The following is a 20,375-nucleotide window of genomic DNA, read 5'->3' as shown; positions in this document are numbered from 1 at the left end:
TCAATCGCGCAGGCGGCAGACAGTGTCGGCGGCGACGGACCGTCATCCGCTCTCGATGAGGTCGAGACCAGGTGTCGGTTGCGATCCGCTCAGGCCTGAAACGGTACCAGGGCAATGGCCGGGTGGCTGACGGCGAGGACTTTGAACAGTTCGCCCATCTTGCCTTCGCCCGAGCCGGAAAGCCGTTCCGCATCCTGGCGCACGCCTTCCTGCACGAGGATGTCCTTGCCGCGCGCGAGCGCCTCGGCACGTTCGCGGATGCCCAGAGCAAGCAGGAAATCGCCCTGATAGGTCAGGCCATTGATGCGGAGGCCTTCCGCAACGGCGCGGCGAGCCAGCTGTTCGAAATCGACATGGCTGGTGATGTCGGCTTCACCCGGATGGGCGAGCGGGGGGTCGAACTGGTGGGCGCGAACCGCTTGCAGCGTATCGCCGTAATTCGTTGCCATATGGCCATAGTCGATGATGAGGGCCGAGCCGTCTGTGCGCTTCAGCCGTGCGGAAATCGCGGCCATGACGGCGTCACGGGCCGGGGCGACCTCGAAGATGGTGCCGAGGGGCAGGTTGTCTCCCGGCGGCAGAAGGTCAGGATCGATGGTGGCGACGCCTGCCGTGAAGCAGAGATTGTCCTCAGCGTCGAGGCCGACCATGCGCTCGCGAAAACCCTGCTCGGTCTTCACGAACTGGCGGATGGGGATGGCGTCGAAGAGTTCGTTTGCGACGAGCAACAGGAAGCCGTCCGGGATCTCCTCGAAGCTCTCGTGCCAGGCGATCTTGAACTTGTGGGCGACGAGGGTCTGGCTTTGGACTTTCTGCAGGCGCTCGCTGGTTTCGACCAGATGCACGCTGGCCTTTTCGTAGAGCTCGGGCGACAGGCGCGAGAGGACGCGCAGGATATCCGCCATCATCGTGCCGCGGCCGGGGCCGATCTCGGCGATGGCCACCGCTTCCGGCTGTCCGTGCCGGCGCCAGGCCTCGAACAGGAACATGCCGATGAGTTCGCCGAACAACTGGCTGATTTCGGGTGCCGTGATGAAATCGCCGCTCTGTCCGAAGGGTTCGCGGGTGCGGTAGTAACCGTGCTCGGGATCTGCGAGGCAGAGGGCGAAGTAGTCGGTGACGCTGATCGGTCCCGTTGCCAGGATGATCGCCTTGATCTTGTCTGCAAGCGGCGTGGTCATCGGCGTCCCCTCGAAAGGGATGCCGACCGGCGGGCGCGCAGGATCGCCCAGAGGCCGAGACCGACCATCGGCAGCGACAGCAGCATGCCCATCGTCAGCCAGCCCCCGGCGAGATAGCCGATCTGCGCGTCGGGCTCGCGGAAGAACTCGACGAAGATGCGGGCAAGGCCGTAGCCGGTGATGAAGACGCCGGCGACGAGGCCGGGCTTGCGCAGGGCATGGCGCTTGTAGATGAGGAAGGCGAGCACGAGGAGCAGAAGGATGCCTTCGAGGCCTGCCTCGTAGAGCTGGCTCGGATGGCGGGCGAACGGCCCGCCGGTCGGGAATACGATCGCCCAGGGCATGGAGGAGAGGCGGCCCCACAGCTCGCCATTGATGAAGTTGGCAAGGCGGCCGAACAGCAGGCCGATGGGTACCACGGCGGCCACGACGTCGAACAGGCTCCAGATCGGAATGGATCGCTTGCGGGCGAAGAGCAGCATGGCGAGGATCGTGCCGATAAGGCCGCCATGGAAGGACATGCCGCCGTTCCAGATCTCGAACGCCCGCAGCGGATTGGCGATGACGGAGGGCAGGTCGTAGAACAGGATGTAGCCGATGCGTCCGCCACCGACGATGCCGACCGCCACCCAGAGGAGGAAATCGTCGAGATCGACCTCGGTGATCGGTGCCTTGCCGCCCCACAGCGTCTCGTTGCGCACGATCCGCCGGGCGTAGAACCAGCCGAGCAGGATGCCAGCGACGTAGGCAAGGCCATACCAGTGGATCTGCAGCGGGCCGATGGCGATCAGGACGGGATCGATCTCCGGGAAGGGCAGGATCGAGAGAAGGCTTGCGATGGGTTCCAAAGGACGTGCTTCAGCCTCGGTTTCACCCGGCCGATCCTTTGGCAGACCCGGCAACGGATCAGGACCTGCGGCGGGTGGTTTCTCTGCGGACCGGTCTTTCGCCACGCCCGCCTGCTCGGGACCATGGCGGGCGGCATGCATGGGGTCAAGCGAGGCGAGGGGTGCAAGCCCCATGATTCACTGGTTTTTCCTTGCAAGCCGGCCCTGCCTCTCCTACCTCCATATCACAGGCGCCGTGCGGCGCTCCAACCGCTATCCCGGAGGGACATCATGACGACGACAGGCGCAAACCGCATTCTCGACGATCTTGCCAAGCTGATGACGGACGCGGCCGGTGCGGCGCAAGGTGTGCGGCGCGAAGCGGAAACCATGTTCCGCACGCAGGGCGAGCGCATCCTCAACACGATGGACGTGGTGAAGCGCGAGGAATTCGAGGTGGTGCGCGAGATGGCACTGCGGGCGCGCGAGGAAAACGACGCCCTTCTGGCGCGTGTCGCCCTTCTGGAAGCCCAGCTCGCCGAGAAGGGCTGATCGGGCTTTCGATCTGCTGATTTCCAGAAGCGGGGAGCGCATCTCTCCGCTTCTTTGTCGTCTTCCCGCGGTCTTGGGTCCGCAGATGGACGTCGGACGGTCGAAAACGAGAAAAATTTCGACCCTGTGGACATCCCTAAAAAACGCAATCCGCTGAATCCTTTACTGACTCAGGCTGAATCAGTTTCCAAAGCTCTATCCACAGCTGCGACGCCTTTTTCAAGCCGTTGGGGCTGGTCTGCAGACTCCGGCGTTATACACTGATTTTACAAGATGATTCGAAACGGGTCACACGAGATACGGGCAGAGTCATCGGTTCGACCTCGTCGTGCGTTCGTCGATCATTCCATGTTGTTTCCGGTGTCGTCGGGCTTGTGGGGCTTCGCGTGAGAACGCGATGGCGCATGCCACGCTGGAACTTTGAAGGTGAAGCATGAGCCTCGTAGAACTGGAACTGCAGCGTCAATCCAATCCGGTCGATATGATCGAGTTCGTCGCGGCCAACAACGACTGGACCTTCGAGCGTTCCGGAGAAGACGAGATCGCGATGACGGTGGAGGGCAAGTGGTCCGACTACCACGTCTCCTTCTCGTGGATGGAAGAGTTCGAGGCCCTGCATCTCGCCTGCGCCTTCGACATCAAGGTTCCCGAAAGTCGCGTCAACGAGGTCATCCGGCTTCTGTCCCATATTAACGGCCAGGTGCTGATGGGCCATTTCGATCTCTGGCGTCAGGAAGACGTCGTCATCTTCCGCCAGTCGCTGTTGCTGTCTGGCGGCGCGGAACCGACGAACCGCCAGGTCGAGGTTCTGTTGTCGAGCGCGCTCGATGCCTGCGAGAGCTATTTTCAGGCATTTCAGTTCGTGGTCTGGTCCGGCGTCGATGCCGAACGCGCGGTCGAGGCCGTGATGTTCGAAACGGTTGGAGAAGCCTGAGCGTGGCGGCGAGCAATATGGGGCCGATCGTCCTCGTCGGTGCCGGCAATATGGGCGGCGCCATGCTGGCCGGCTGGTTGAAAAGCGGTATCTCCGGCACTGATGTGCTGGTGCTCGATCCCGGTCCTGCACCCGCCATGGCGGCGCTGATCGCAGAACATGGCGCGCGTCACGTGACGTCCGCGCCGGAGGGCGTCACGGCATCCGTGCTGTTCCTCGCGGTCAAGCCGCAGGTCATGGGCGCCGTGCTGCCGGGCCTTGCTGCCCTTGTCGGGTCGCAGACCGTGGTGGTGTCGGTTGCCGCCGGCAAGACGCTCGGTTTCCTCCAGTCGCATCTCGGCGACGCCGCCATGGTGCGGGCCATGCCGAACACGCCGGCCATGATCGGTCGCGGCATTACCGGGGCTTTTGCCAATGCGAAGGTCGGCGAAGATCAGCGCACGCGGGTCAACGATCTCCTGAAGGTGTCCGGTCCGGTCGAATGGGTCGATAGCGAGGCCGACATCGATGCCGTCACAGCGCTTTCGGGCAGCGGGCCGGCCTATGTTTTCTATCTCGTCGAATGCATGGCAGAAGCCGGTCGCAAGGCCGGCCTTCGGGCGGACCTCGCCATGCGTCTCGCACGGGAAACCGTCGCGGGGGCTGGCGAACTGCTTCACCAGTCCCCCGATGACGCCTCGAAGCTTCGCCACAACGTGACATCGCCCGGCGGCACCACGGCCGCGGCACTTGCCGTTCTGATGGCCGACGACGGCATGCAGCCGCTTTTTATCGCCGCCATCGCCGCCGCGCGGCAACGGGCCGAAGAACTGGCCAACTAGAGATTCCTGAAAGGGCGGCCCTATGACCGAAACAATCACCTATGCCGATTTCGAACGTGTCGATATCCGTACCGGGACGATCGTTGAGGCCTCCGCCTTTCCGGAAGCGCGCAAGCCCGCCATCAAGCTGGTCATCGATTTCGGCCCGGAGATCGGGCTGAAGAAATCCTCGGCGCAGATCACCGTCCATTATGATCTGGAAACGTTGGTTGGGCGCCAAGTGCTCGGGGTCGTCAACTTTCCGCCCCGGCAGATCGGGCCGTTCCGGTCCGAAGTCCTGACGCTGGGTTTCGAGGACGAGGCCGGCGCCATCGTTCTTGCCGCGTCCGACAAGCCGGTTCCGAACGGCCGGAAGCTTCTCTAACGCCGATATGTCCTGCTTTAGACTGAGCCCGCGCTTTTCGCTGCGGGAGGCGACGGCATGTTTGCTCGACCGCCTCTACGGCGGGACGCGGAGCGTCGCGATGTCCGAATTTCACGGACACAGAATCGTAAATCTTAGAAATTGCTAATTTTGCTAGCGTCGCTTTAGAAAAGCATTAAGTTATCAACGGTAGTCTTTTCTGCACAACCGGTCGCAGACGCACGTCACGTGTCGGCTGAGGCGGCCATGGGACCGCAACGGTTTTTGCTCCTCGTTGCCTCGGGAGAGATGCATGGAAGAACATCGAAGTAGACCTCGTATGAGAACGTTCAAATCCGGTCGTTTGGTCTTCAATGAAGGCAGATCAACCCTTGATTGTGTCGTTCGTAATATCTCGGACGGTGGAGCGAAGCTTTCTTTCAATCATGTTGCTGCCATTCCTGACGTCTTTCAAATCTCGCTGTCAGACGGCGCGCAGAAGACCTGCCGAATCGTGTGGCGAAAGTCGTTGGATGTCGGCGTGTCATTCGACATGTCAGGCGGCGATACGAACCCCTCGGCCGAGAACGTATGAAAATCGTGTCCCGCGGTCGCTGCGCTCGTGTCTGGATGGGCGGTCTAGGTCTGCCTTTGCAACAGGCCGGGGAGTTGCGGAGAGATAATTCCGGTGTTGCAGCCGTCGAGTTCGCTCTGGTTGCGCCGCTGTTCCTGTTGTTGATTGTCGGGCTTGTCGATCTCGGTTTTGCCTATCACGCGAAGCTGAGGGTCAATGCGGCCATTTCGGCGGCTTCCTACTACGCATTCCAGAAGGGCCAGGCGCTGACCGCGGCCACGGCTGCTGCCTACAAGACAGATGTCGAGGGCGTTGCGAGCAACCTGCTGGCCAATCTGAGCGACGATCTCTCGGTCGAGGTCGTTATCAATAACGATCCTACGGGAGCGCAAGCATCGACCACCTTCTGCGTTTCGGGCTATCCGCCTGCATTCACTGCTGCGGGTGCGAAGAGCGTCAGCTGTGGCGGCAACGTCACGTCGGGAAAATTCGTTCGGATCGATGTCAGCGGCCACATCACGCCGATTTTCGTCTCCGCGAACCTGTTCGACGGCTATCTCGCCGTTGCCGACTCCGCACTTGTAAGGATTCAGTGATGCACACGTTTCTAAACCGGCGTGACGGGGCGACAGCCGTCGAATTCGCCATCATCGCACCCGTGTTCCTGTCGATGATGTTCGGCGCGATCGTCATGGGGATCGCCATCTGGAGCACGTCGGTGCTCAATCAGGTCGCGGCTGAGTCCGCGCGGTGTCTGGCTGTGGGCGGCGCCGACTGCACGGATCTTCCGAGCGGCTGCATATCCGCTGCGGCGATCTGCTTCGTCACGACGCTTGCGGACCGTCGCGGCCTGCCCGGGCTGTCGGTATCGGATATCAGCATCGAACCCGACGCGTCTATCGGGGTGGCCGTTTCCACGCGCGTCACGCTCACCCGGCCCTTCACGCTGCTTGGCTATACCATGACGCTCTCCGGCAGTGCGTCCTATCCGAACAGCTGATTCCACGCCGCCGGGGCGCTCAAGATCGATGCTCAGAAAGGGCAATGACATGAGGGACATCCGCACGGACGACGAGGGATCTGTGGCGATCATGTCGGTGTTTGCCATTTTGCTGATCCTGATGATCTCTGCGCTCGTGCTGGAGACGTCGTCGCTCTCTGTCGATAAGCTTCGGGCACAGCGGACGGCCGACATCGCAAACCTGGCCGCTGCGAATACGGGATCACCGATCGTCAATGGTGCGCCCAGCAACACAGCGCTCGCGACGGCCCGGCAGATGGCCATCGCCAACGGCTTCCCGCCGAGCGGCGTCGTAACGAGGGTCACGGCCGGGCGTACGGGGCTTTCCGAACTGTCGACGGACATCCGGTACGACAGTCCGCTCGCTTTCGGTCAACTGCTGACGGCGAGCCCGACGGTCCCCGTGGATGGATCATCGTCAGCGCGCATCATAGCGATGTCGGCGGAAGGCGATTGCATCCGGTCGATGACGGGGCCTGTCAACATCTACGGGAATGCCGTCATCGATGGTCCCGAGTGTTATATCGGGGCTGCCACCTATCTCCATGTGTGTGGCAACGCATCCGTTGCCGCCAGAAAGGCAACTGTCCACTACCCTCGTACATCGGAGAAAGCCTACATCTGCAAGGAGGGGCAAATCGATCCGCCACTCTCGAGCTTTACTTTCGACACCACCAGCGTCGATCTACTGGCGACCGATCCGCGCATCGTGGCGATCAAAGCGCGCCTGAAGGCCATGACAAAGTGGGCCTACGGAACGAAGATCCCGAAAACGTCACTCCAGCCAACCACGCCCAATGGCAAGGACGAGAGCTATGCGGATACTACCGTTTCGCTGTCCGCGACGCGCCTTTACGGCACGCTGACGATCTCCAACTCCACTCTGGACTTCACCGGAACCGGGGCGCCCGATCCGAACTGTCTGACGCCGACGACGATCAGCGGAAACCTGATCCTTTCGGGGGTCAACCGGCTGACATTCGCGTCCGGTTGTTACGCCATCGGCGGCTACATCCTGAACGAAGATGGCGCTTCCACCCGTTTCGATCCGTTGCCGGGCGCTCGCGTCACATTTGCGTTCAAGCAGTATATCGATAATAGAGCGGCGAAACTGTCGTTCGGCGATATGACGCTTTTGCCCTCGGGTGACGTTCGCAACCCGGAAGAAAACGTCCTGACGACGAGCGACATGGCTTTTTCGCTTCTCGGGGACGTTCGCAATGCGGACGGAGGCACACTGACGTTCGGCGACGGATCATTCCGCTTCGGGGCCGGCATCATCAACGGGAGCGGAACCCTGTCGTTCGGGAATGGCGCCTATTATGTCAATGGGGGTTCCATCATCAACGGAGCAGGGTCCATGACATTCGGCAACGGCGCCTTCTATCTCTGGGGTGGCTCGCTCGCCAACAGCTCGACCGGCTCCGTCACCTTTGGAAACGGTGGCTTCTATTTCTACGGGGGGACCGTCACGAATGTGCGCGGGCGTCTGACATTCGGCGATGGGCCTTTCGAGTTCTGGGGCGGATCGCTGGCGCTCAATCCCGGCTCGGATACCGTCTTCGGCTTCGGAGACATGAACTTCTACGGGGGTACGGCTTATTTCCACGGCGCCAGCACGCTGATCGGGCGAAATGCGATCGGCGATTCCGTGGGTGGTTCGAGTTCGGTTTTCTTTTACGGCGGATCCTTCTCCATGAAGTCGGAAAGGCTTGTCGCCGTGGGCACGACGCTCGCGTTCTACGGTGGCAGCGTTAGCCTGTACGGCGTTGGCGAGATGAATGTGACGGCTCCCACGGGAGATCTGCCGGCTTTCGGCTACAAGAACATTCTCTTCTACATCTATGGCGGGGCCTTCAGCCTCTATCAGTCGAATGTCACCGATATCCTGTCGGGTATCATCTATGTGCCGGGCACAAATATTTCGATCTATGGCAGCCAGACCGTAACGATACCCGATGGCGGCTGCTTTCAGGTCGTCGGCGGGGTCGTGGACATCTACCAGAACGCGTCGTTGAAGATGCGGCCTTGCAGCGGCGGGGCGGCGGTGCCTCAGACAGTATCGCTTACGCGGTAACGCTCTGCCTCACGCGGGAACCCGCGCGACGGCCCTTAATCCTCCGAGCGGACTGTCCGACAGGATGACGTTGCCACCATGGCTTCGGGCGATGTCGCGTGCGATGGACAGGCCGAGGCCCGTGCCCGTGCTGTCGAGATTGCGGGCTTCGTCCAGCCGGAAGAAGGGCTTGAACACGTCCTCTCGGGACCGCTCGGGAATGCCCGGGCCATTGTCGTCGATGGTGACGGACAGCCACCGCTGCCCGTGCCGCGCCTCGATATGGATCGTATCGGCATAACGATAGGCGTTGGATGCGAGATTGAGGATGAGGCGCGTGAAGGCATTGGGGCGCACCCGGACGTCGTCGTCGCCTTCGATGACGGTGGTCAGCGTCTTGCCGTGCAGTTCGGCCTCCGCCGAGAGGCGCGTCATGACATCCGTCAGCTTCAGCGTGCCGACATCTTCCTCCGCCTCGCCGCGCACGAAGGCGAGGTAGCCTTCGAGCATGCTTTGCATGTCCTCGACATCCTGGTTCAGCGGCTGCAGATCGGGATGGTCGCCGGCAATGGCGAGCTGCAGCTTGAAGCGGGTGAGGATGGTGCGCAGGTCGTGGCTGACGCCCGACAGCATGGTGGTGCGCTGCTCCATCTGCCGCTCGATCCGCTCGCGCATCTGGATGAAGGCAAGGCCTGCCCGGCGAACCTCCTCCGCGCCGCGCGGCGAGAAATCGTCGATCTTCTGTCCCTTGCCGAAACTCTCGGCGGCCCGCGCCAGATGCAGGATCGGCCGGATCTGGCCCCGCAGGAACAGGATGGCGATGAGCAGGAGCACCAGGGAGGCGCCGACCATCCAGACGATGAAGATGTGCGTGTTGGAGGCATAGGCGGAATTGCGGCGCACGGTGACGCGCAGGATGCGGGCGCCGTCGAGCTTGATGCGGACATAGACGTTGTCCTCGCTGGAGATCGTATCCAGCCAGAAAGGCAGTTGCGTTTCCTGCCGGATCTCGTCGGAGAGAATACGGTTGAGGATATCGAAATAGGGCTGGCGAACCGGCATCGGCAATTCGCCGCCGTTCTCCAGCGAGATGACGAGCCCCAGCTGCCGGCGGGCGATCGTTTCGATATCCGGATAGGAGGTGGGCGGCATGGTGTTGATCAGGTCGATGACCGCCGCGATATCGGAGGTCACCGCTGCCGAGAGCCGTTGCGTAACAAGTTGCCAGTGCCGCTCCATGAAGACGAAGGCGACGATGGACTGGAGAAGCACCATGGGGATGATGACGATCAGCAGCGAGCGGGCATAGAGTCCCATCGGCAGGTGCCGGCGGAGCCAGCGGGCAAACGGGCTGCGCGGCTTCTCCCCGCGTTCCGTCTTCGTCTGGCGAACGGCTTCGATCATCGTCGTCCTCCGGGGTATCCGGGATGGTGGCATCTGTTCAAACGCAGTTTATAGCCGCTGGCCGCTGGCCGCTGGCCGCTGGCCGCTGGCCGCTGGCCGCTGGCCGCTGGCCGCTGGCCGCTGGCCGCGCCGCTGGCCGCTGGCCGCTGGCCGCTGGCCGCTGGCCGGCCGTCACGACATAGTTCAGTCCACAGCCAGCTTGTAGCCGATGCCGCGCACGGTCTGCAGCCAGACGGGGTTCGACGGGTCGTCCTCGATCTTGCGGCGCAGACGGTTGATCTGGACATCGATGGTGCGCTCGCCGACCTCGATGTCATCGCTCACCAGCTCGTGCCGCGGGATGGTCTCGCCGGCGCGCTGGGAGAAGAGCATCATAATCTCCTGCTCACGGTCCGTCAGGCGGATATGATCCGCGCCACGGCGCAGTTCCCGCCGAACGACAGAAAAGGTGAAGGGGCCGAAGATGACCTGCTCCACCTTTGGCGACTGGACTGGCATATTGCGGCGCAGGATGTTGTTGATCCGCAGGACCAGTTCGCGCGGGTCGAAGGGTTTTGGCAGGTAGTCGTCAGCGCCGGCTTCCAGTCCCTCGACACGGGCATTGGTCTCGGCAAGGGCCGTCAGCATGATGATCGGCACGGTCTTGAGGCGGCGCAGGCTCTGGGTCAGCGAAATTCCGGTTTCGCCCGGCATCATGACGTCGACGATGAGGAGGTCGAAGTCGATACCCTGGAGACGGCGACGCGCCTCGTCGGCATCGGCCGCCGTCGTGACGCGAAAGCCCTGCTCGACGAGATAGCGGTTGAGAAGGTCGCGAATGCGGCGGTCGTCATCGACGACAAGAAGATGCGGCGCATCGTCGGGGAGGGAGAAGTGTTTCGTCATCGTCGTCGCTCTCTGGAACCTCTCCGGCCAACTCCGGCTCCCTGTTTTCAACGCTGTGCCCGGCAGCGAAGCTATCGGGCTTTAGACGGGTCCTGTCTTCATGCTGGCGAGAAAGCGACGAACGACATCGCGGCCGCCGGGTCCGACCTTTGCCAGAGCGTCAGCTATGCGCTTCGACTGTGGCTCCGCCAAGGCTTTGGCCAGCGCCTTGCCCTCGCGTGTCGTGTAGAGCATGCGCTGGCGCCGGTCTTCGGGGCCTGCAAGCTGATGGATGTAGCCGCCATCGATCAACTGCTTCAGCACACGCGCCAGGCTTTGCTTGGTGATCTTCAGCGTCTCCAGCAGGTCGGCCACGGTCATGCCGGGTTCGCGATCGACGAAGTGCAGCACGCGATGGTGCGCCCGGCCGAAGCCTCGCTTTTCCAGAATGACATCTGGGTCGGAGGTGAAGTCGCGATAAGCGAAGAAGAACAGCTCGATCAGCTCGTAGTCGAGGCCGTTGCGCTCGGCAGAGGACGGCTCGGCAGGGCGCATCTTCTCTGCGGGAGTAACGTGTTCAGCCAAAGGTGTCTGTTCTGCCAAATGCCTGTGTCCTGCGGATATATTGTCCCGTACGAGCGGATCGCCATCGCCTCGCTCCGGAAGCGCGGCCACGACGTTGTGCTCTTTCTACCGTTTGCACAGGCGCTCTGCCAGCAGGAAAGCGTGTTTGTTGCCGCTTTGCAACAGCGTCTTTCGACCATCTTGAAATAGCCGCACTTGGCGGCGGAGAGGTGGAACCTTTGCCGCGGAACTGCATTGCGAGGTCAGATACAAGGACCCGTGCCATGCAGACCGAAACAATCTCTCCCGTCTCCTCGACAGCCGAACAGCTTCGCCCGGTCGTCATCACTGTCGTTCTCGCCAAGATCGCCGTCTTTGCCCTGTTAATGACCACGATCAATTATCCCGTGTTGCCGACGTTGAGCACCAGCGACACGCTCGAAATCGCAGCCGTCCGTTAAGCTGACTGCGCGATAAACGTTGGGCGAGATGTCGTTCGGCCCGATTGCCTGTTTCCCCGCAGCGACGTTGCGCCTATATCGGCTGCGCGTCGCAACCTTGCCGGCAAGGCGAGCGTCGTTTGGTTGGATTGGCAGTCCCCCGCGGGCTAGCCTTAGGCGAGGTTTCTCATGCTTCAGGCAGGCATCATTCCCGTTACGCATTTCCAGCAGAACTGCACTATTCTTTTCGACAGCGAAACCAAGGAAGGTGTCGTTGTCGATCCCGGTGGCGATGTCGATGTGATCCTCCAGACGGTCCGCGAGAATGGTATCGACCTCAAGGCCATCTGGCTGACGCACGGGCATATCGACCATGCCGGTGGCGCCAAGGAGCTGAAAGAGGCGACCGGTCTCGAGATCATCGGGCCGCACGAGGATGACAAGCCACTTCTGGAAAAACTGGAAGCGCAGGCTGAGCGGTTCGGCCTGACGATGAAGGTAGAGAACGTGCTGCCGGATCGGTGGCTATCCGATGGGGATACGGTGTCGTTCGGAACCCATGTCTTTGACGTTCTACATTGCCCCGGCCACGCGCCCGGCCATGTTGTCTATGTCAATCAGCTTCAGCGCTTCGCCCATGTCGGCGACGTCCTGTTCCGCGGCTCGATCGGACGGACGGATTTGCCAGGCGGGGATCACCAGCAGTTGCTCGATTCGATCCGCACCAAGATCCTGCCGCTCGGCGATGATTTTGGCTTTATCTGCGGCCACGGCCCCGGCGGGCAGATCGGCGAGGAGCGCCGAACGAATCCCTATCTGCGCGGGCTCTGACGGCGCGTCATTTACGGCTGATACGAAGAAGGCCACGCTTCCGGGAAGTGTGGCCTTCTTCGTCAGAGTCTTACGCCGGTTTATCAGCCGGCGTTGCAGAAGTAGGATCGGCCGTCATATCCGACGAAGGTACCTGTGCGGGAGTCGAACGAGCGGTAGCGGTTCGAGCAGTAGCGATACCAAGACGGGGACCAGGGCTCCAGCGAGCCGTAATTGTTGACGACGACAGGGCGCGGACGGCGATAGACCGGGGCTGGTTCATAATAGTCGGCGGCCGGCGGGTCGATGTAGACGCGTTCTTCGTTGCGGTAGCGCGGTGCGCTGGCAATGGCGCCGCCGACGATCAGGCCGGTGGCAAGGCCGACGGCGCCGAGCGCCAGGCCGTCATTGCCGCGATGATGATGGCGACGGTACCGCCAGTCGTCCGCATGCGCCGGCGTCATGCTCGGCAGTACTGCAGAGAGCGAGGCGATGGTAAGAACTGCAGCTTTGACCAAGGTTCTCATAGCTTTGATCCTGTCTCACGGGACGAAACGGCTCGTCCCTTACGATGACACCAATTTAGGTGGGCCAAACTGAATGCAAGGTGAACGGTTCATTTTCGTGGCGATCGGTGAAAAGCTCGAGCTTTCCGGCGCGAGAGCGGTAAACGTCACTTCACTCTCAAGCGCAGAGGTACAACATAATCGACAGCGCGCCAGTGGAACCGCTTGTGCTTGTCGAATGCGGCGCAAAAACCCGGCGCTGAAGCCGGGTCTCCGTTATCGTCTGCGAGGGGCTTACGTCTCAGCCGGAGACGTTGAGGTTGACGGCCTTCGGGCCTTTGCCGCGGCGGTCTGGCTCGGTGTCGTAGCTGACCTTCTGGTTTTCGGTCAGGTCATTGAGGCCGGAAGCCTGGACGGCAGAGATGTGGACGAAGATGTCCGCGCCGCCATTGTCAGGCTTGATGAAGCCGAAGCCCTTGTCGGTGTTGAAGAATTTTACAATGCCAGTTTCGGCCATACGTCAGGTCCTTTTTCCTCTGCCCAGATGCGGCGGGCAGCATTGCGAATGTGCCCATGGGGCGAGTGGCAGGCATGTCTCGACTGTGAGGAAAGGTCCCGTCATTCATGTCCCGTACCGGACCTACCGCCCCGACACTGGCCACCCGGAGAATTTTTGCGTCCCCGGTGCGCATTTATTCTTAAGGTCTTCCCGTGTTCGCAGATTGCCCGAACGCATTAAACTTGATGCGTTTATTTTCAATTGGCAAGCAAAAGTTTATTGAAACAAGTCAGTCATTTGCGTTTGTCTAAAATCGGCGCAGCTGCCGATAAACCTCGCTTTTACCTCCTGTATTGCAAGCTATTGAAAAGATTTTCGTTTGAGCGCGGTCTGGTTAAAAAACAGGCTGAATGCGACGTGAGATGTCGTCATCCTACATCCGCATTGCCAGGCTGCCGCCGGGCCGCACACGCGCCCAAGGTTGTAAGATCGAGCTAACCCACTGACGAGACAGGGCTCTCGCCGGTTCTGCGGCGACCGAGTTCCGGGACGATTTCCACCATCAGCATGGCTGCGAAGATGATGATGCCGCCGAGGTAACCAATCGGCGCGATGGTTTCGCCCAGAAGCAACACGCTGAAGAATGCTGCAAACAATGCTTCGCTCGACAGGAAGATCGCGGCTTGCGGCGCCGTCGTGTAGCGCTGCCCGACGACCTGCAGGGTGAAGGCGACCGCGCTGGAGAAGATGCCGGAATAAAGGAACTCCGTCGTCGTTGCCCGGATGGCGTCGAGCGACAACGGCTCCATAAAGAGCGCGATGCCGCCGGCAAGGACGGCACAGGTGGCGAACTGGATGAGCGACAGAGCGAAGGGGCGGCCGCTCGAATGGGCGAAGACGGCGATGAGGATGACCTGCACGGCGCAGAAGAGCGCGGCGAGAATGGTCAGCAGATCCCCACCCGTCAGCGCCGATAGGGAGCCTCCGGACAGGAGGAAGATGCCGAGGAACGCCAGACCGGCAGCGGGCCAGATGATCCAGTGGGGGCGTCGGCGTAGGAAGAGGACGGTGAGGATGGGGACGAGCACGACGTAAAGACCGGTGAGGAAGCCGGAATTGGCGACCGAGGTCGTCATGATGCCGATCTGCTGGGCGAGGGCGGCGAGGAAGAGAGAGACGCCGATGGCGATGAAGCCGCGCATATCCCGACGACTGAGGGGGACTGCCGCCTGGCGGCGTTCGCGGAGTGCGAACGGCGCGAGCACGACGGCGGCGATGAGGAACCGCAGGCTCGTGAACCAGAGCGGGCCGATGGTTTCCATCGCCGTGGATTGCGCGACGAAGCCAGCGCCCCAGATGGCGCCGGCGAGAAGAAGGACGAGATTGGCCTGAATGCGCGTCACGACCTGCTCCCTCAACCGCTTGCTCGGCGCCTCGGCTAGCAGGCGGGGGGTATCATGACAAGGTCTTCTACTGCGCTCGACCTAAAGCTTCTCGTGCAAAAGTGGGCCGCGGCTGTGCGACAACGACATGAGAAAAAACACGAGCTTAATGCGTGTGCGGCAATCTGAAAGATCGCGACGCGCTTCAAAGCGCTGCGACAAACACCGCGCCCGGGCCGGCGACGATGCGGCTCTGGAGGAAGAGGCCCTTGCCGACCAGCATCATGCCGGCAAGCGCCACGATGACGATGGCGGCGACGACGATGGTCTCCAGCGCGTTCAGGCCGGAGAAAAGGCCGAGGCGGGTCTGTTTGTGATCGGGTTCGGAGGCCATATGTATCACGCTTCCCACGACAGGCCGCGAACCTGCCAGCGCCAGAGACCGAAGCTGACCGCAGCCATGGCCGCGCCTGCCAGGAGCATCAGGCCGATGGCGATATGGCGTTCCGCCGGCATGATGCGGCCAGGCAGAGAGAAGGCGCTGATGCTGGCAAGCTGGCGGGCCGAGAGGATGGCGCCCGTCGACATGCGGTCCGGCTCCGTCAGCGTCGCATTATCCAGCCAGAGCATCGGATTGTTGACCGTTGAACCCGTCGCTTCGATCAGCGCCGGCGGTTTGCCGAGCGGAAACAGCGTGTCATCCGCCTGCTCGATCGCCAGTTCCGTCTGCCACCGCATCTCGCTGCTCTCTCCGGCCGCCGCACCGCCCGCAAAGGCAAGCGTCGTCGCAATCGCCAGGCCGAAAACGGCGCGGCGTGGCAACGACAGGGCAGGTGGTGCGGAAACGGACATGACGAACCTCGGTGGCAGGCGGCAGGAGCTTTGGCGGATAGGATGTAGAAGGCGCTCCGAAATCGGCCTCATATCGACCGAATTGCGGCATGCTCCGGCAAATGTCGTGGCAAAAAAAAGGCGGCGGGATAAGGCGGAAATATCTGTTTTTATTAAGGAAAAATAAACGGATGCGGCAGGCTCCGCGCAAGCCTTCGAGGCCTCGGAATGGAGGCCAAATTGCTTGATTCGCCGTTGATTCAGCATTCATCGACGCTGATCATGTCATCCATCAAACCTCGTCATGTCACGAGGCGTTGCGGCCTTTCTGCTTGAATTGACGGTTTACATTCGACATACAGCTAACGCTCCGGGCCAATTCTTTGCCGGGGCATCCTTGTCGTAACCATCAGGACCGTCCCATCATGGCCTTTCTCGCCGACGCTCTTTCCCGTGTGAAGCCCTCCGCCACCATCGCCGTGTCGCAGAAGGCGCGCGAACTCAAAGCGAAGGGCCGGGACGTGATCGGCCTTGGCGCCGGCGAGCCGGATTTCGATACGCCCGACAACATCAAGCAGGCGGCCATCGAGGCGATCAACCGCGGCGAGACGAAGTACACGCCGGTCTCCGGCATTCCGGAACTGCGCGAGGCGATCGCCAGGAAGTTCAAGCGCGAAAACAATCTCGATTACACCGCAGCGCAGACGATCGTCGGCACCGGAGGCAAGCAGATCCTGTTCAACGCCTTCATGGCGACGATGAACCCCGGTGACGAGGTCGTTATCCCCGCGCCCTACTGGGTGTCCTACCCGGAAATGGTGTCGATCTGCGGCGGCACGCCTGTGTTCGTCGAAGCGACGCAGGCCAACAATTTCAAGCTGACGGCCGAGGATCTGGACAAGGCGATCACGCCGAAGACCAAGTGGTTCATCTTCAACTCGCCATCGAACCCTTCTGGTGCCGCCTATTCGCACGACGAGTTGAAGGCGCTGACGGATGTGCTGCTGAAGCATCCCCATGTCTGGGTGCTGACCGACGACATGTACGAGCATCTGACCTATGGCGAATTCAAGTTCGCGACACCCGTCGAAGTCGAGCCCAAGCTCTATGAGCGGACGCTGACGATGAACGGCGTTTCCAAGGCCTATGCCATGACGGGATGGCGCATCGGCTATGCCGCCGGTCCGCTGCCGCTCATCAAGGCCATGGATATGATCCAGGGTCAGCAGACGTCGGGCGCCTGCTCGATCGCCCAGTGGGCAGCCGTCGAAGCGCTCAATGGCACGCAGGATTTCATCCCCGAGAACAAGAAGATCTTCGAAGGCCGCCGCGACCTCGTGGTGTCCATGCTCAACCAGGCAACCGGCATCGAGTGCCCGTCTCCGGAAGGCGCCTTCTATGTCTACCCCTCCTGCAAGGGGCTGATCGGCAAGACGGCGCCCACCGGCAAGGTGATCGAAACGGACGAGGACTTCGTGTCGGAACTGCTGGAATCGGAAGGCGTTGCCGTCGTTCATGGTTCGGCCTTCGGCCTCGGTCCGAACTTCCGCATCTCCTACGCCACGTCGGAGGCGCTTCTGGAGGAAGCCTGCAAGCGCATCCAGCGCTTCTGCGCCGCCTGCAAGTAAGCACAGGAATAGGCGCGCCTCTTGACCATCGCCGGGCATCACAGGATCTACATCTGCTTCTTCCTGTTTGCCGTGGCGCTGGGGGCGTTGCTTGCGCGCATGCCCGACCTGCAGGTTGCCCTGCAGGTCGACAAGTCGGAACTCGGCCTGACCCTGATCGGCATGGCCATCGGCGCGCTGATCTCGCTGACCGTGTCCTCGCCGCTGATCGAGCGGCTTGGCCCGAAAATCACCGCTTATATCACCGTCATCGGTACGGCGGCGTGCTATGCGTTGGTGCCGTGGATGCCGGGTCCTGCCGGAGTCTTTGCCGTGCTGCTCGTTGCGGGCATGCTGGCCGGTGCGCTCGAAATCAATCTCAATGTCGAACTCGGGCGCGTCGAGGCGGCCACCGGCCGCAGTGTGATGAACCGGGCGCATGGCTGCTGGAGCCTCGGCTTCTTCGTAACGGCGCTGGTCGCGTCGTTCATCCGCCAGTCCGGCGTGTCCATGCAGGTCCATCTCGGCGTGACGCTGCTTGCGGTCATCGTCTTCGCGTGGGTGGCAATCCGGGGGCTTGAGGCCGCGCCGGTGGATGCGACGCATCTGCCGGAGGAAAAGGCGCCGGCCTTCGCTTTCCCGACCATGGGCCTCCTGCCGCTCTGCCTGATCGGTATCGCCGCATTCCTGGTGGAGGGGGCGGGCATCGACTGGTCGGCGATCTACATGCGCGACGTGTTCCAGTCGGAGCCCTTCGTCGGCGGATTGGGGCTGACGCTCTTCACGTTCTTCATGGCGCTGGTGCGCATGGTGGCCGATCCCCTTGTCGAGCGCTTCGGCAGCCGGACGGTTGCCGCCTCGCTGCTGGTGCTGTCGGCCATCGGGATTGCCGCCGTCGGCCTGTCGCCACATCCTGTCGTGGCGCTCTTCGGCTTCGCGCTGATGGGCGCAGGGTGCAGCGCCGTCTATCCGCTCGCCGTGTCTGCCGCCGCCCAGCGGCGCGACCGCGCCCCGCATGTCAACGTCGCCTCGCTCGGGCAGGTGACGTTCATCATCTTCTTCTTTGCGCCGCCGCTTCTCGGTTTCGTCGCCGAACACGCCGGCATCCGGGCCTCTTACTTCATCTGCCTGCCGCTGGTCATCGGCGCGCTGTTCTGCGTGCCGTCCTTGAAGGGCGTTGCCGCGCGCACCGCTTGACCCCCACGCAGCATCCGAGCTTCCGGCATGAAAAAGGCTCGCATTGCTGCGGGCCTCTCGGTATTCGATATATGAGATGATTATTCCGCGGCCTGCTGGGTCAGGACGGGATAGTCCGTGTAGCCCTTGGCGCCGCCGCCGTAGAACGTGTCCGGGTCGAACGCGTTCAGGGGTGCGTCCTGCTTCAGGCGGTCCACGAGGTCCGGGTTGGAGATGAAGGGCTTGCCGAAGGCGACGAGATCGACGCGGCCGCTTTCAACCGACTCGATCGCCAGCTTGCGGTCATAACCATTGTTCGCCATCCAGGCAGCCTTGCCGCCGGCGGCCTCGTAGGTCGCGCGGAGCGCTGCGAAGTCAAACGCGGTATCGCCCTGCTTGAAATCGCGATCGCCGCCGGTCGCGCCTTCGATGATGTGGATATAGGCCAGATCGTGCTTTGCGAGGCCCTTGACGACATGGTCGAATAACGGCTGCGGCTCGGGATCGAACGCATCGTTTGCCGGCGTTACGGGTGAGAGGCGGATGCCGGTGCGGCCGGCGCCGATTTCCGCAACGATGGCGTCGGTGACGTCGAACAGGAATCGAGCACGGTTCTCGATGGAGCCGCCATAGGCGTCCGTCCGCTCGTTGGTTCCGGAGCGCAGGAACTGGTCGATTAGGTAGCCGTTGGCCGCATGGATTTCGACGCCGTCGAAGCCTGCATCGATGGCCGCACGGGCGGCCTTGCGGTAGTCCTCAACGATGCCCGGAAGCTCCGAGGCTTCCAGCGCGCGCGGCTCGGACGTCGGTACGAATTCGCCCGTGCCATCAGGGTGGCGGATATAGGTCTTGGCCTTGGCGGTGATGGCAGACGCCGAAACCGGCTGGCCTTCGCCCGGCTGCAGCGAGGTGTGCGAGATACGGCCGACATGCCACATCTGGACGACGATCTTGCCGCCGGCCGCGTGCACGGCGCTCGTGACCTTCTTCCAGCCATCGAGCGCTTCCGACGTGTAGAGGCCGGGAACGTCCGCATAGCCCTGTCCCTGATGGGTAATGGCTGTGGCTTCGGTGATGATGAGGCCGGCTGTGGCGCGCTGTTCGTAATAGGTGACGTTCAGCGTGTTCGGCACGGCACCCGGCGAGCGATTGCGCGTCAGCGGCGCCATGACGATGCGGTTGGCAAGCGCGATGTCGCCGGCGGTCGTGGGGTCGAAGAGAGACGTCATGGAATGTCCTTTCCAGTCGGGTCGGGGGAGGGAAGCTTCAGAGGGCTGTGCCGATTTCGGCAAGGAACGCCTGAATGGTGTCTTCGTTGCGCTTGTAGAAGATCCACTGGCCGACGCGTCGGGTCGTCACCAGGTCTGCGCGCTGAAGGATGGCAAGATGCGCCGATACGGTGGATTGCGACAGGCCGACCGTCTCGAACTGGCTGGCGCAGACGCCCATCTCGACGGGGTGCGCCTGAGACGAAAAATGCGCGTGGGGATCCTTCAGCTTGGTCAGAATCTCCACCCGCTTGGGATGCGCCAGCGCCTTGAGAATTTCGGTCAGGTCCATATCAGCCCATCGCACGATGGCGATTTCTAAATTGTCTTCTCCCGATATGTGGATCGTCTAAATACGATTTACAAGATCGGCGGGAGAGAATTTGGGAAGCGGGCAAAAAAAAGGACCTGCGGTCAAACCGAGGTCCTTGAGATGTGAAGGTTGGATAACCTCCAGAGGGGAACAGCTGGTGCGGTGATACTGGGAGGGAAAAATGATCACCAAGTGCATCAGCTGAATTTTATATGGGAAAGGACTGTGACGAATTCAACATTCGCATTGCGATTTCGGTGAGAATTTTTAGAGCAGACGTCGAGGGCGCTGCGCGTGTGGCAGAGCAAAATCCGGACAAAAAAAGAGGGCGCCAAGTAAACTTGGGCCCTTTTAAATTATGAAGGTTATTCAACCTCCAGAGGGGAACAGCTGCTGCGGTGG

Annotated in this window: 24 protein-coding genes; 12 read left to right on the top strand and 12 right to left on the bottom strand. The window is 61.8% G+C overall.

Going from position 1 to position 20,375, the window contains the following annotated elements; all coding sequences use genetic code 11:
- Positions 1-89: 89 nt before the first annotated feature.
- Both GA0004734_RS14105 and lgt read right to left on the bottom strand, forming a co-directional pair.
- Positions 90-1,181, bottom strand: a complete 1,092-nt coding sequence (locus GA0004734_RS14105) for a class I SAM-dependent methyltransferase (RefSeq protein WP_092934654.1) — start codon at positions 1,179-1,181, stop codon at positions 90-92.
- On the bottom strand, positions 1,178-2,029 hold the full coding sequence (gene lgt, locus GA0004734_RS14100; protein ID WP_092936310.1) for a prolipoprotein diacylglyceryl transferase: 852 nt from the start codon (positions 2,027-2,029) through the stop codon (positions 1,178-1,180). The genes GA0004734_RS14105 and lgt overlap by 4 nt, the downstream gene beginning before the upstream one ends.
- A gap of 270 nt (positions 2,030-2,299) precedes the next feature.
- Between lgt and GA0004734_RS14095 the strand changes: the two genes are divergently transcribed.
- The 8 genes from GA0004734_RS14095 to GA0004734_RS14060 all read left to right on the top strand — a co-directional run bounded on the left by GA0004734_RS14095 (position 2,300) and on the right by GA0004734_RS14060 (position 8,330).
- The gene (locus tag GA0004734_RS14095) at positions 2,300-2,560 is read left to right on the top strand and encodes an accessory factor UbiK family protein (protein ID WP_092934652.1); all 261 of its coding nucleotides are present in this window, start codon (positions 2,300-2,302) and stop codon (positions 2,558-2,560) included.
- 433 nt (positions 2,561-2,993) lie between these two features.
- Positions 2,994-3,494 (top strand): YbjN domain-containing protein, encoded by a 501-nt coding sequence (locus tag GA0004734_RS14090; RefSeq protein ID WP_092934650.1) that lies wholly within the window; start codon positions 2,994-2,996, stop codon positions 3,492-3,494.
- Positions 3,491-4,315 carry a pyrroline-5-carboxylate reductase gene (proC, locus tag GA0004734_RS14085; protein WP_092934648.1) on the top strand — a complete coding sequence of 275 codons (825 nt, stop codon included), beginning with the start codon at positions 3,491-3,493 and terminating at the stop codon, positions 4,313-4,315. The genes GA0004734_RS14090 and proC overlap by 4 nt, the downstream gene beginning before the upstream one ends.
- A gap of 22 nt (positions 4,316-4,337) precedes the next feature.
- Positions 4,338-4,679 carry a tRNA-binding protein gene (locus GA0004734_RS14080; RefSeq protein ID WP_092934646.1) on the top strand — a complete coding sequence of 114 codons (342 nt, stop codon included), beginning with the start codon at positions 4,338-4,340 and terminating at the stop codon, positions 4,677-4,679.
- A 292-nt stretch (positions 4,680-4,971) separates the two neighbouring features.
- Positions 4,972-5,253: a PilZ domain-containing protein gene (locus tag GA0004734_RS14075; protein WP_092934644.1), complete on the top strand. Its 282-nt coding sequence runs from the start codon at positions 4,972-4,974 to the stop codon at positions 5,251-5,253.
- Positions 5,250-5,828, top strand: a complete 579-nt coding sequence (locus tag GA0004734_RS14070) for a TadE family protein (RefSeq protein WP_092934642.1) — start codon at positions 5,250-5,252, stop codon at positions 5,826-5,828. Before GA0004734_RS14075 ends, GA0004734_RS14070 begins: the two co-directional genes overlap by 4 nt.
- Positions 5,828-6,232, top strand: a complete 405-nt coding sequence (locus tag GA0004734_RS14065; protein ID WP_092934640.1) for a TadE/TadG family type IV pilus assembly protein — start codon at positions 5,828-5,830, stop codon at positions 6,230-6,232. The genes GA0004734_RS14070 and GA0004734_RS14065 overlap by 1 nt, the downstream gene beginning before the upstream one ends.
- Positions 6,233-6,281: 49 nt before the next feature.
- On the top strand, positions 6,282-8,330 hold the full coding sequence (locus GA0004734_RS14060) for a Tad domain-containing protein (RefSeq protein WP_175386368.1): 2,049 nt from the start codon (positions 6,282-6,284) through the stop codon (positions 8,328-8,330).
- A 9-nt stretch (positions 8,331-8,339) separates the two neighbouring features.
- On the opposite strand, the gene GA0004734_RS14055 is transcribed toward GA0004734_RS14060, so the two are convergent.
- From GA0004734_RS14055 to GA0004734_RS14040, 3 genes are all read right to left on the bottom strand, one after another.
- Positions 8,340-9,713 (bottom strand): ATP-binding protein, encoded by a 1,374-nt coding sequence (locus GA0004734_RS14055; protein WP_092934636.1) that lies wholly within the window; start codon positions 9,711-9,713, stop codon positions 8,340-8,342.
- A gap of 183 nt (positions 9,714-9,896) precedes the next feature.
- The gene (locus GA0004734_RS14045) at positions 9,897-10,598 is read right to left on the bottom strand and encodes a response regulator (protein ID WP_092934632.1); all 702 of its coding nucleotides are present in this window, start codon (positions 10,596-10,598) and stop codon (positions 9,897-9,899) included.
- A gap of 81 nt (positions 10,599-10,679) precedes the next feature.
- Positions 10,680-11,132: a MarR family winged helix-turn-helix transcriptional regulator gene (locus tag GA0004734_RS14040; RefSeq protein ID WP_092934630.1), complete on the bottom strand. Its 453-nt coding sequence runs from the start codon at positions 11,130-11,132 to the stop codon at positions 10,680-10,682.
- Between the two features lie 293 nt (positions 11,133-11,425).
- Here GA0004734_RS14040 and GA0004734_RS26005 point away from each other — a divergent pair, with 293 nt between their 5' ends.
- Both GA0004734_RS26005 and GA0004734_RS14035 read left to right on the top strand, forming a co-directional pair.
- A complete protein-coding gene (locus tag GA0004734_RS26005; protein WP_175386364.1) occupies positions 11,426-11,602 on the top strand; it encodes a hypothetical protein in 177 nt (58 codons plus the stop codon).
- A 168-nt stretch (positions 11,603-11,770) separates the two neighbouring features.
- Positions 11,771-12,412, top strand: coding sequence for an MBL fold metallo-hydrolase (locus GA0004734_RS14035; protein WP_092934628.1), 642 nt, complete (start codon positions 11,771-11,773; stop codon positions 12,410-12,412).
- Positions 12,413-12,495: 83 nt separating this feature from the next.
- Here GA0004734_RS14035 and GA0004734_RS14030 read toward each other — a convergent pair whose 3' ends face one another.
- The 5 genes from GA0004734_RS14030 to GA0004734_RS14010 form a co-directional block, all read right to left on the bottom strand.
- Entirely contained in the window at positions 12,496-12,918 is a 423-nt protein-coding gene (locus GA0004734_RS14030; RefSeq protein WP_092934626.1) for a BA14K family protein, read from the bottom strand.
- A gap of 280 nt (positions 12,919-13,198) precedes the next feature.
- The gene (locus GA0004734_RS14025; protein ID WP_092934625.1) at positions 13,199-13,414 is read right to left on the bottom strand and encodes a cold-shock protein; all 216 of its coding nucleotides are present in this window, start codon (positions 13,412-13,414) and stop codon (positions 13,199-13,201) included.
- Between the two features lie 476 nt (positions 13,415-13,890).
- Positions 13,891-14,799 carry a DMT family transporter gene (locus GA0004734_RS14020; RefSeq protein WP_092936309.1) on the bottom strand — a complete coding sequence of 303 codons (909 nt, stop codon included), beginning with the start codon at positions 14,797-14,799 and terminating at the stop codon, positions 13,891-13,893.
- A gap of 184 nt (positions 14,800-14,983) precedes the next feature.
- Entirely contained in the window at positions 14,984-15,172 is a 189-nt protein-coding gene (locus GA0004734_RS14015) for a hypothetical protein (RefSeq protein WP_092934623.1), read from the bottom strand.
- 5 nt (positions 15,173-15,177) lie between these two features.
- Positions 15,178-15,630: a hypothetical protein gene (locus tag GA0004734_RS14010; protein WP_092934621.1), complete on the bottom strand. Its 453-nt coding sequence runs from the start codon at positions 15,628-15,630 to the stop codon at positions 15,178-15,180.
- A gap of 404 nt (positions 15,631-16,034) precedes the next feature.
- Here GA0004734_RS14010 and GA0004734_RS14005 point away from each other — a divergent pair, with 404 nt between their 5' ends.
- Together GA0004734_RS14005 and GA0004734_RS14000 are read left to right on the top strand one after the other, a co-directional pair.
- The gene (locus tag GA0004734_RS14005; protein ID WP_092934619.1) at positions 16,035-17,237 is read left to right on the top strand and encodes a pyridoxal phosphate-dependent aminotransferase; all 1,203 of its coding nucleotides are present in this window, start codon (positions 16,035-16,037) and stop codon (positions 17,235-17,237) included.
- A gap of 21 nt (positions 17,238-17,258) precedes the next feature.
- The gene (locus tag GA0004734_RS14000; RefSeq protein ID WP_139056274.1) at positions 17,259-18,413 is read left to right on the top strand and encodes an MFS transporter; all 1,155 of its coding nucleotides are present in this window, start codon (positions 17,259-17,261) and stop codon (positions 18,411-18,413) included.
- Between the two features lie 80 nt (positions 18,414-18,493).
- Here GA0004734_RS14000 and GA0004734_RS13995 read toward each other — a convergent pair whose 3' ends face one another.
- Both GA0004734_RS13995 and GA0004734_RS13990 read right to left on the bottom strand, forming a co-directional pair.
- Positions 18,494-19,621, bottom strand: a complete 1,128-nt coding sequence (locus tag GA0004734_RS13995; RefSeq protein ID WP_092934617.1) for an alkene reductase — start codon at positions 19,619-19,621, stop codon at positions 18,494-18,496.
- A 37-nt stretch (positions 19,622-19,658) separates the two neighbouring features.
- Entirely contained in the window at positions 19,659-19,952 is a 294-nt protein-coding gene (locus GA0004734_RS13990) for an ArsR/SmtB family transcription factor (RefSeq protein ID WP_092934615.1), read from the bottom strand.
- Positions 19,953-20,375 lie beyond the last annotated feature (423 nt).

This window comes from Rhizobium sp. 9140 (assembly GCF_900067135.1).
GTDB lineage: Bacteria > Pseudomonadota > Alphaproteobacteria > Rhizobiales > Rhizobiaceae > Ferranicluibacter.
This window is presented reverse-complemented; position numbering and strand designations above follow the sequence as displayed.

Coding starts and splice junctions, on each gene's coding strand:
- GA0004734_RS14105 (WP_092934654.1), bottom strand. CDS start 1,181: ATGACCACGCCGCTTGCAGACAAGATCAAGGCGATCATCCTGGCAACG.
- GA0004734_RS14095 (WP_092934652.1), top strand. CDS start 2,300: ATGACGACGACAGGCGCAAACCGCATTCTCGACGATCTTGCCAAGCTG.
- GA0004734_RS14090 (WP_092934650.1), top strand. CDS start 2,994: ATGAGCCTCGTAGAACTGGAACTGCAGCGTCAATCCAATCCGGTCGAT.
- GA0004734_RS14080 (WP_092934646.1), top strand. CDS start 4,338: ATGACCGAAACAATCACCTATGCCGATTTCGAACGTGTCGATATCCGT.
- GA0004734_RS14075 (WP_092934644.1), top strand. CDS start 4,972: ATGGAAGAACATCGAAGTAGACCTCGTATGAGAACGTTCAAATCCGGT.
- GA0004734_RS14070 (WP_092934642.1), top strand. CDS start 5,250: ATGAAAATCGTGTCCCGCGGTCGCTGCGCTCGTGTCTGGATGGGCGGT.
- GA0004734_RS14065 (WP_092934640.1), top strand. CDS start 5,828: ATGCACACGTTTCTAAACCGGCGTGACGGGGCGACAGCCGTCGAATTC.
- GA0004734_RS14060 (WP_175386368.1), top strand. CDS start 6,282: ATGAGGGACATCCGCACGGACGACGAGGGATCTGTGGCGATCATGTCG.
- GA0004734_RS14055 (WP_092934636.1), bottom strand. CDS start 9,713: ATGATCGAAGCCGTTCGCCAGACGAAGACGGAACGCGGGGAGAAGCCG.
- GA0004734_RS14045 (WP_092934632.1), bottom strand. CDS start 10,598: ATGACGAAACACTTCTCCCTCCCCGACGATGCGCCGCATCTTCTTGTC.
- GA0004734_RS14040 (WP_092934630.1), bottom strand. CDS start 11,132: ATGCGCCCTGCCGAGCCGTCCTCTGCCGAGCGCAACGGCCTCGACTAC.
- GA0004734_RS26005 (WP_175386364.1), top strand. CDS start 11,426: ATGCAGACCGAAACAATCTCTCCCGTCTCCTCGACAGCCGAACAGCTT.
- GA0004734_RS14035 (WP_092934628.1), top strand. CDS start 11,771: ATGCTTCAGGCAGGCATCATTCCCGTTACGCATTTCCAGCAGAACTGC.
- GA0004734_RS14030 (WP_092934626.1), bottom strand. CDS start 12,918: ATGAGAACCTTGGTCAAAGCTGCAGTTCTTACCATCGCCTCGCTCTCT.
- GA0004734_RS14025 (WP_092934625.1), bottom strand. CDS start 13,414: ATGGCCGAAACTGGCATTGTAAAATTCTTCAACACCGACAAGGGCTTC.
- GA0004734_RS14015 (WP_092934623.1), bottom strand. CDS start 15,172: ATGGCCTCCGAACCCGATCACAAACAGACCCGCCTCGGCCTTTTCTCC.
- GA0004734_RS14010 (WP_092934621.1), bottom strand. CDS start 15,630: ATGTCCGTTTCCGCACCACCTGCCCTGTCGTTGCCACGCCGCGCCGTT.
- GA0004734_RS14005 (WP_092934619.1), top strand. CDS start 16,035: ATGGCCTTTCTCGCCGACGCTCTTTCCCGTGTGAAGCCCTCCGCCACC.
- GA0004734_RS13995 (WP_092934617.1), bottom strand. CDS start 19,621: ATGACGTCTCTCTTCGACCCCACGACCGCCGGCGACATCGCGCTTGCC.
- GA0004734_RS13990 (WP_092934615.1), bottom strand. CDS start 19,952: ATGGACCTGACCGAAATTCTCAAGGCGCTGGCGCATCCCAAGCGGGTG.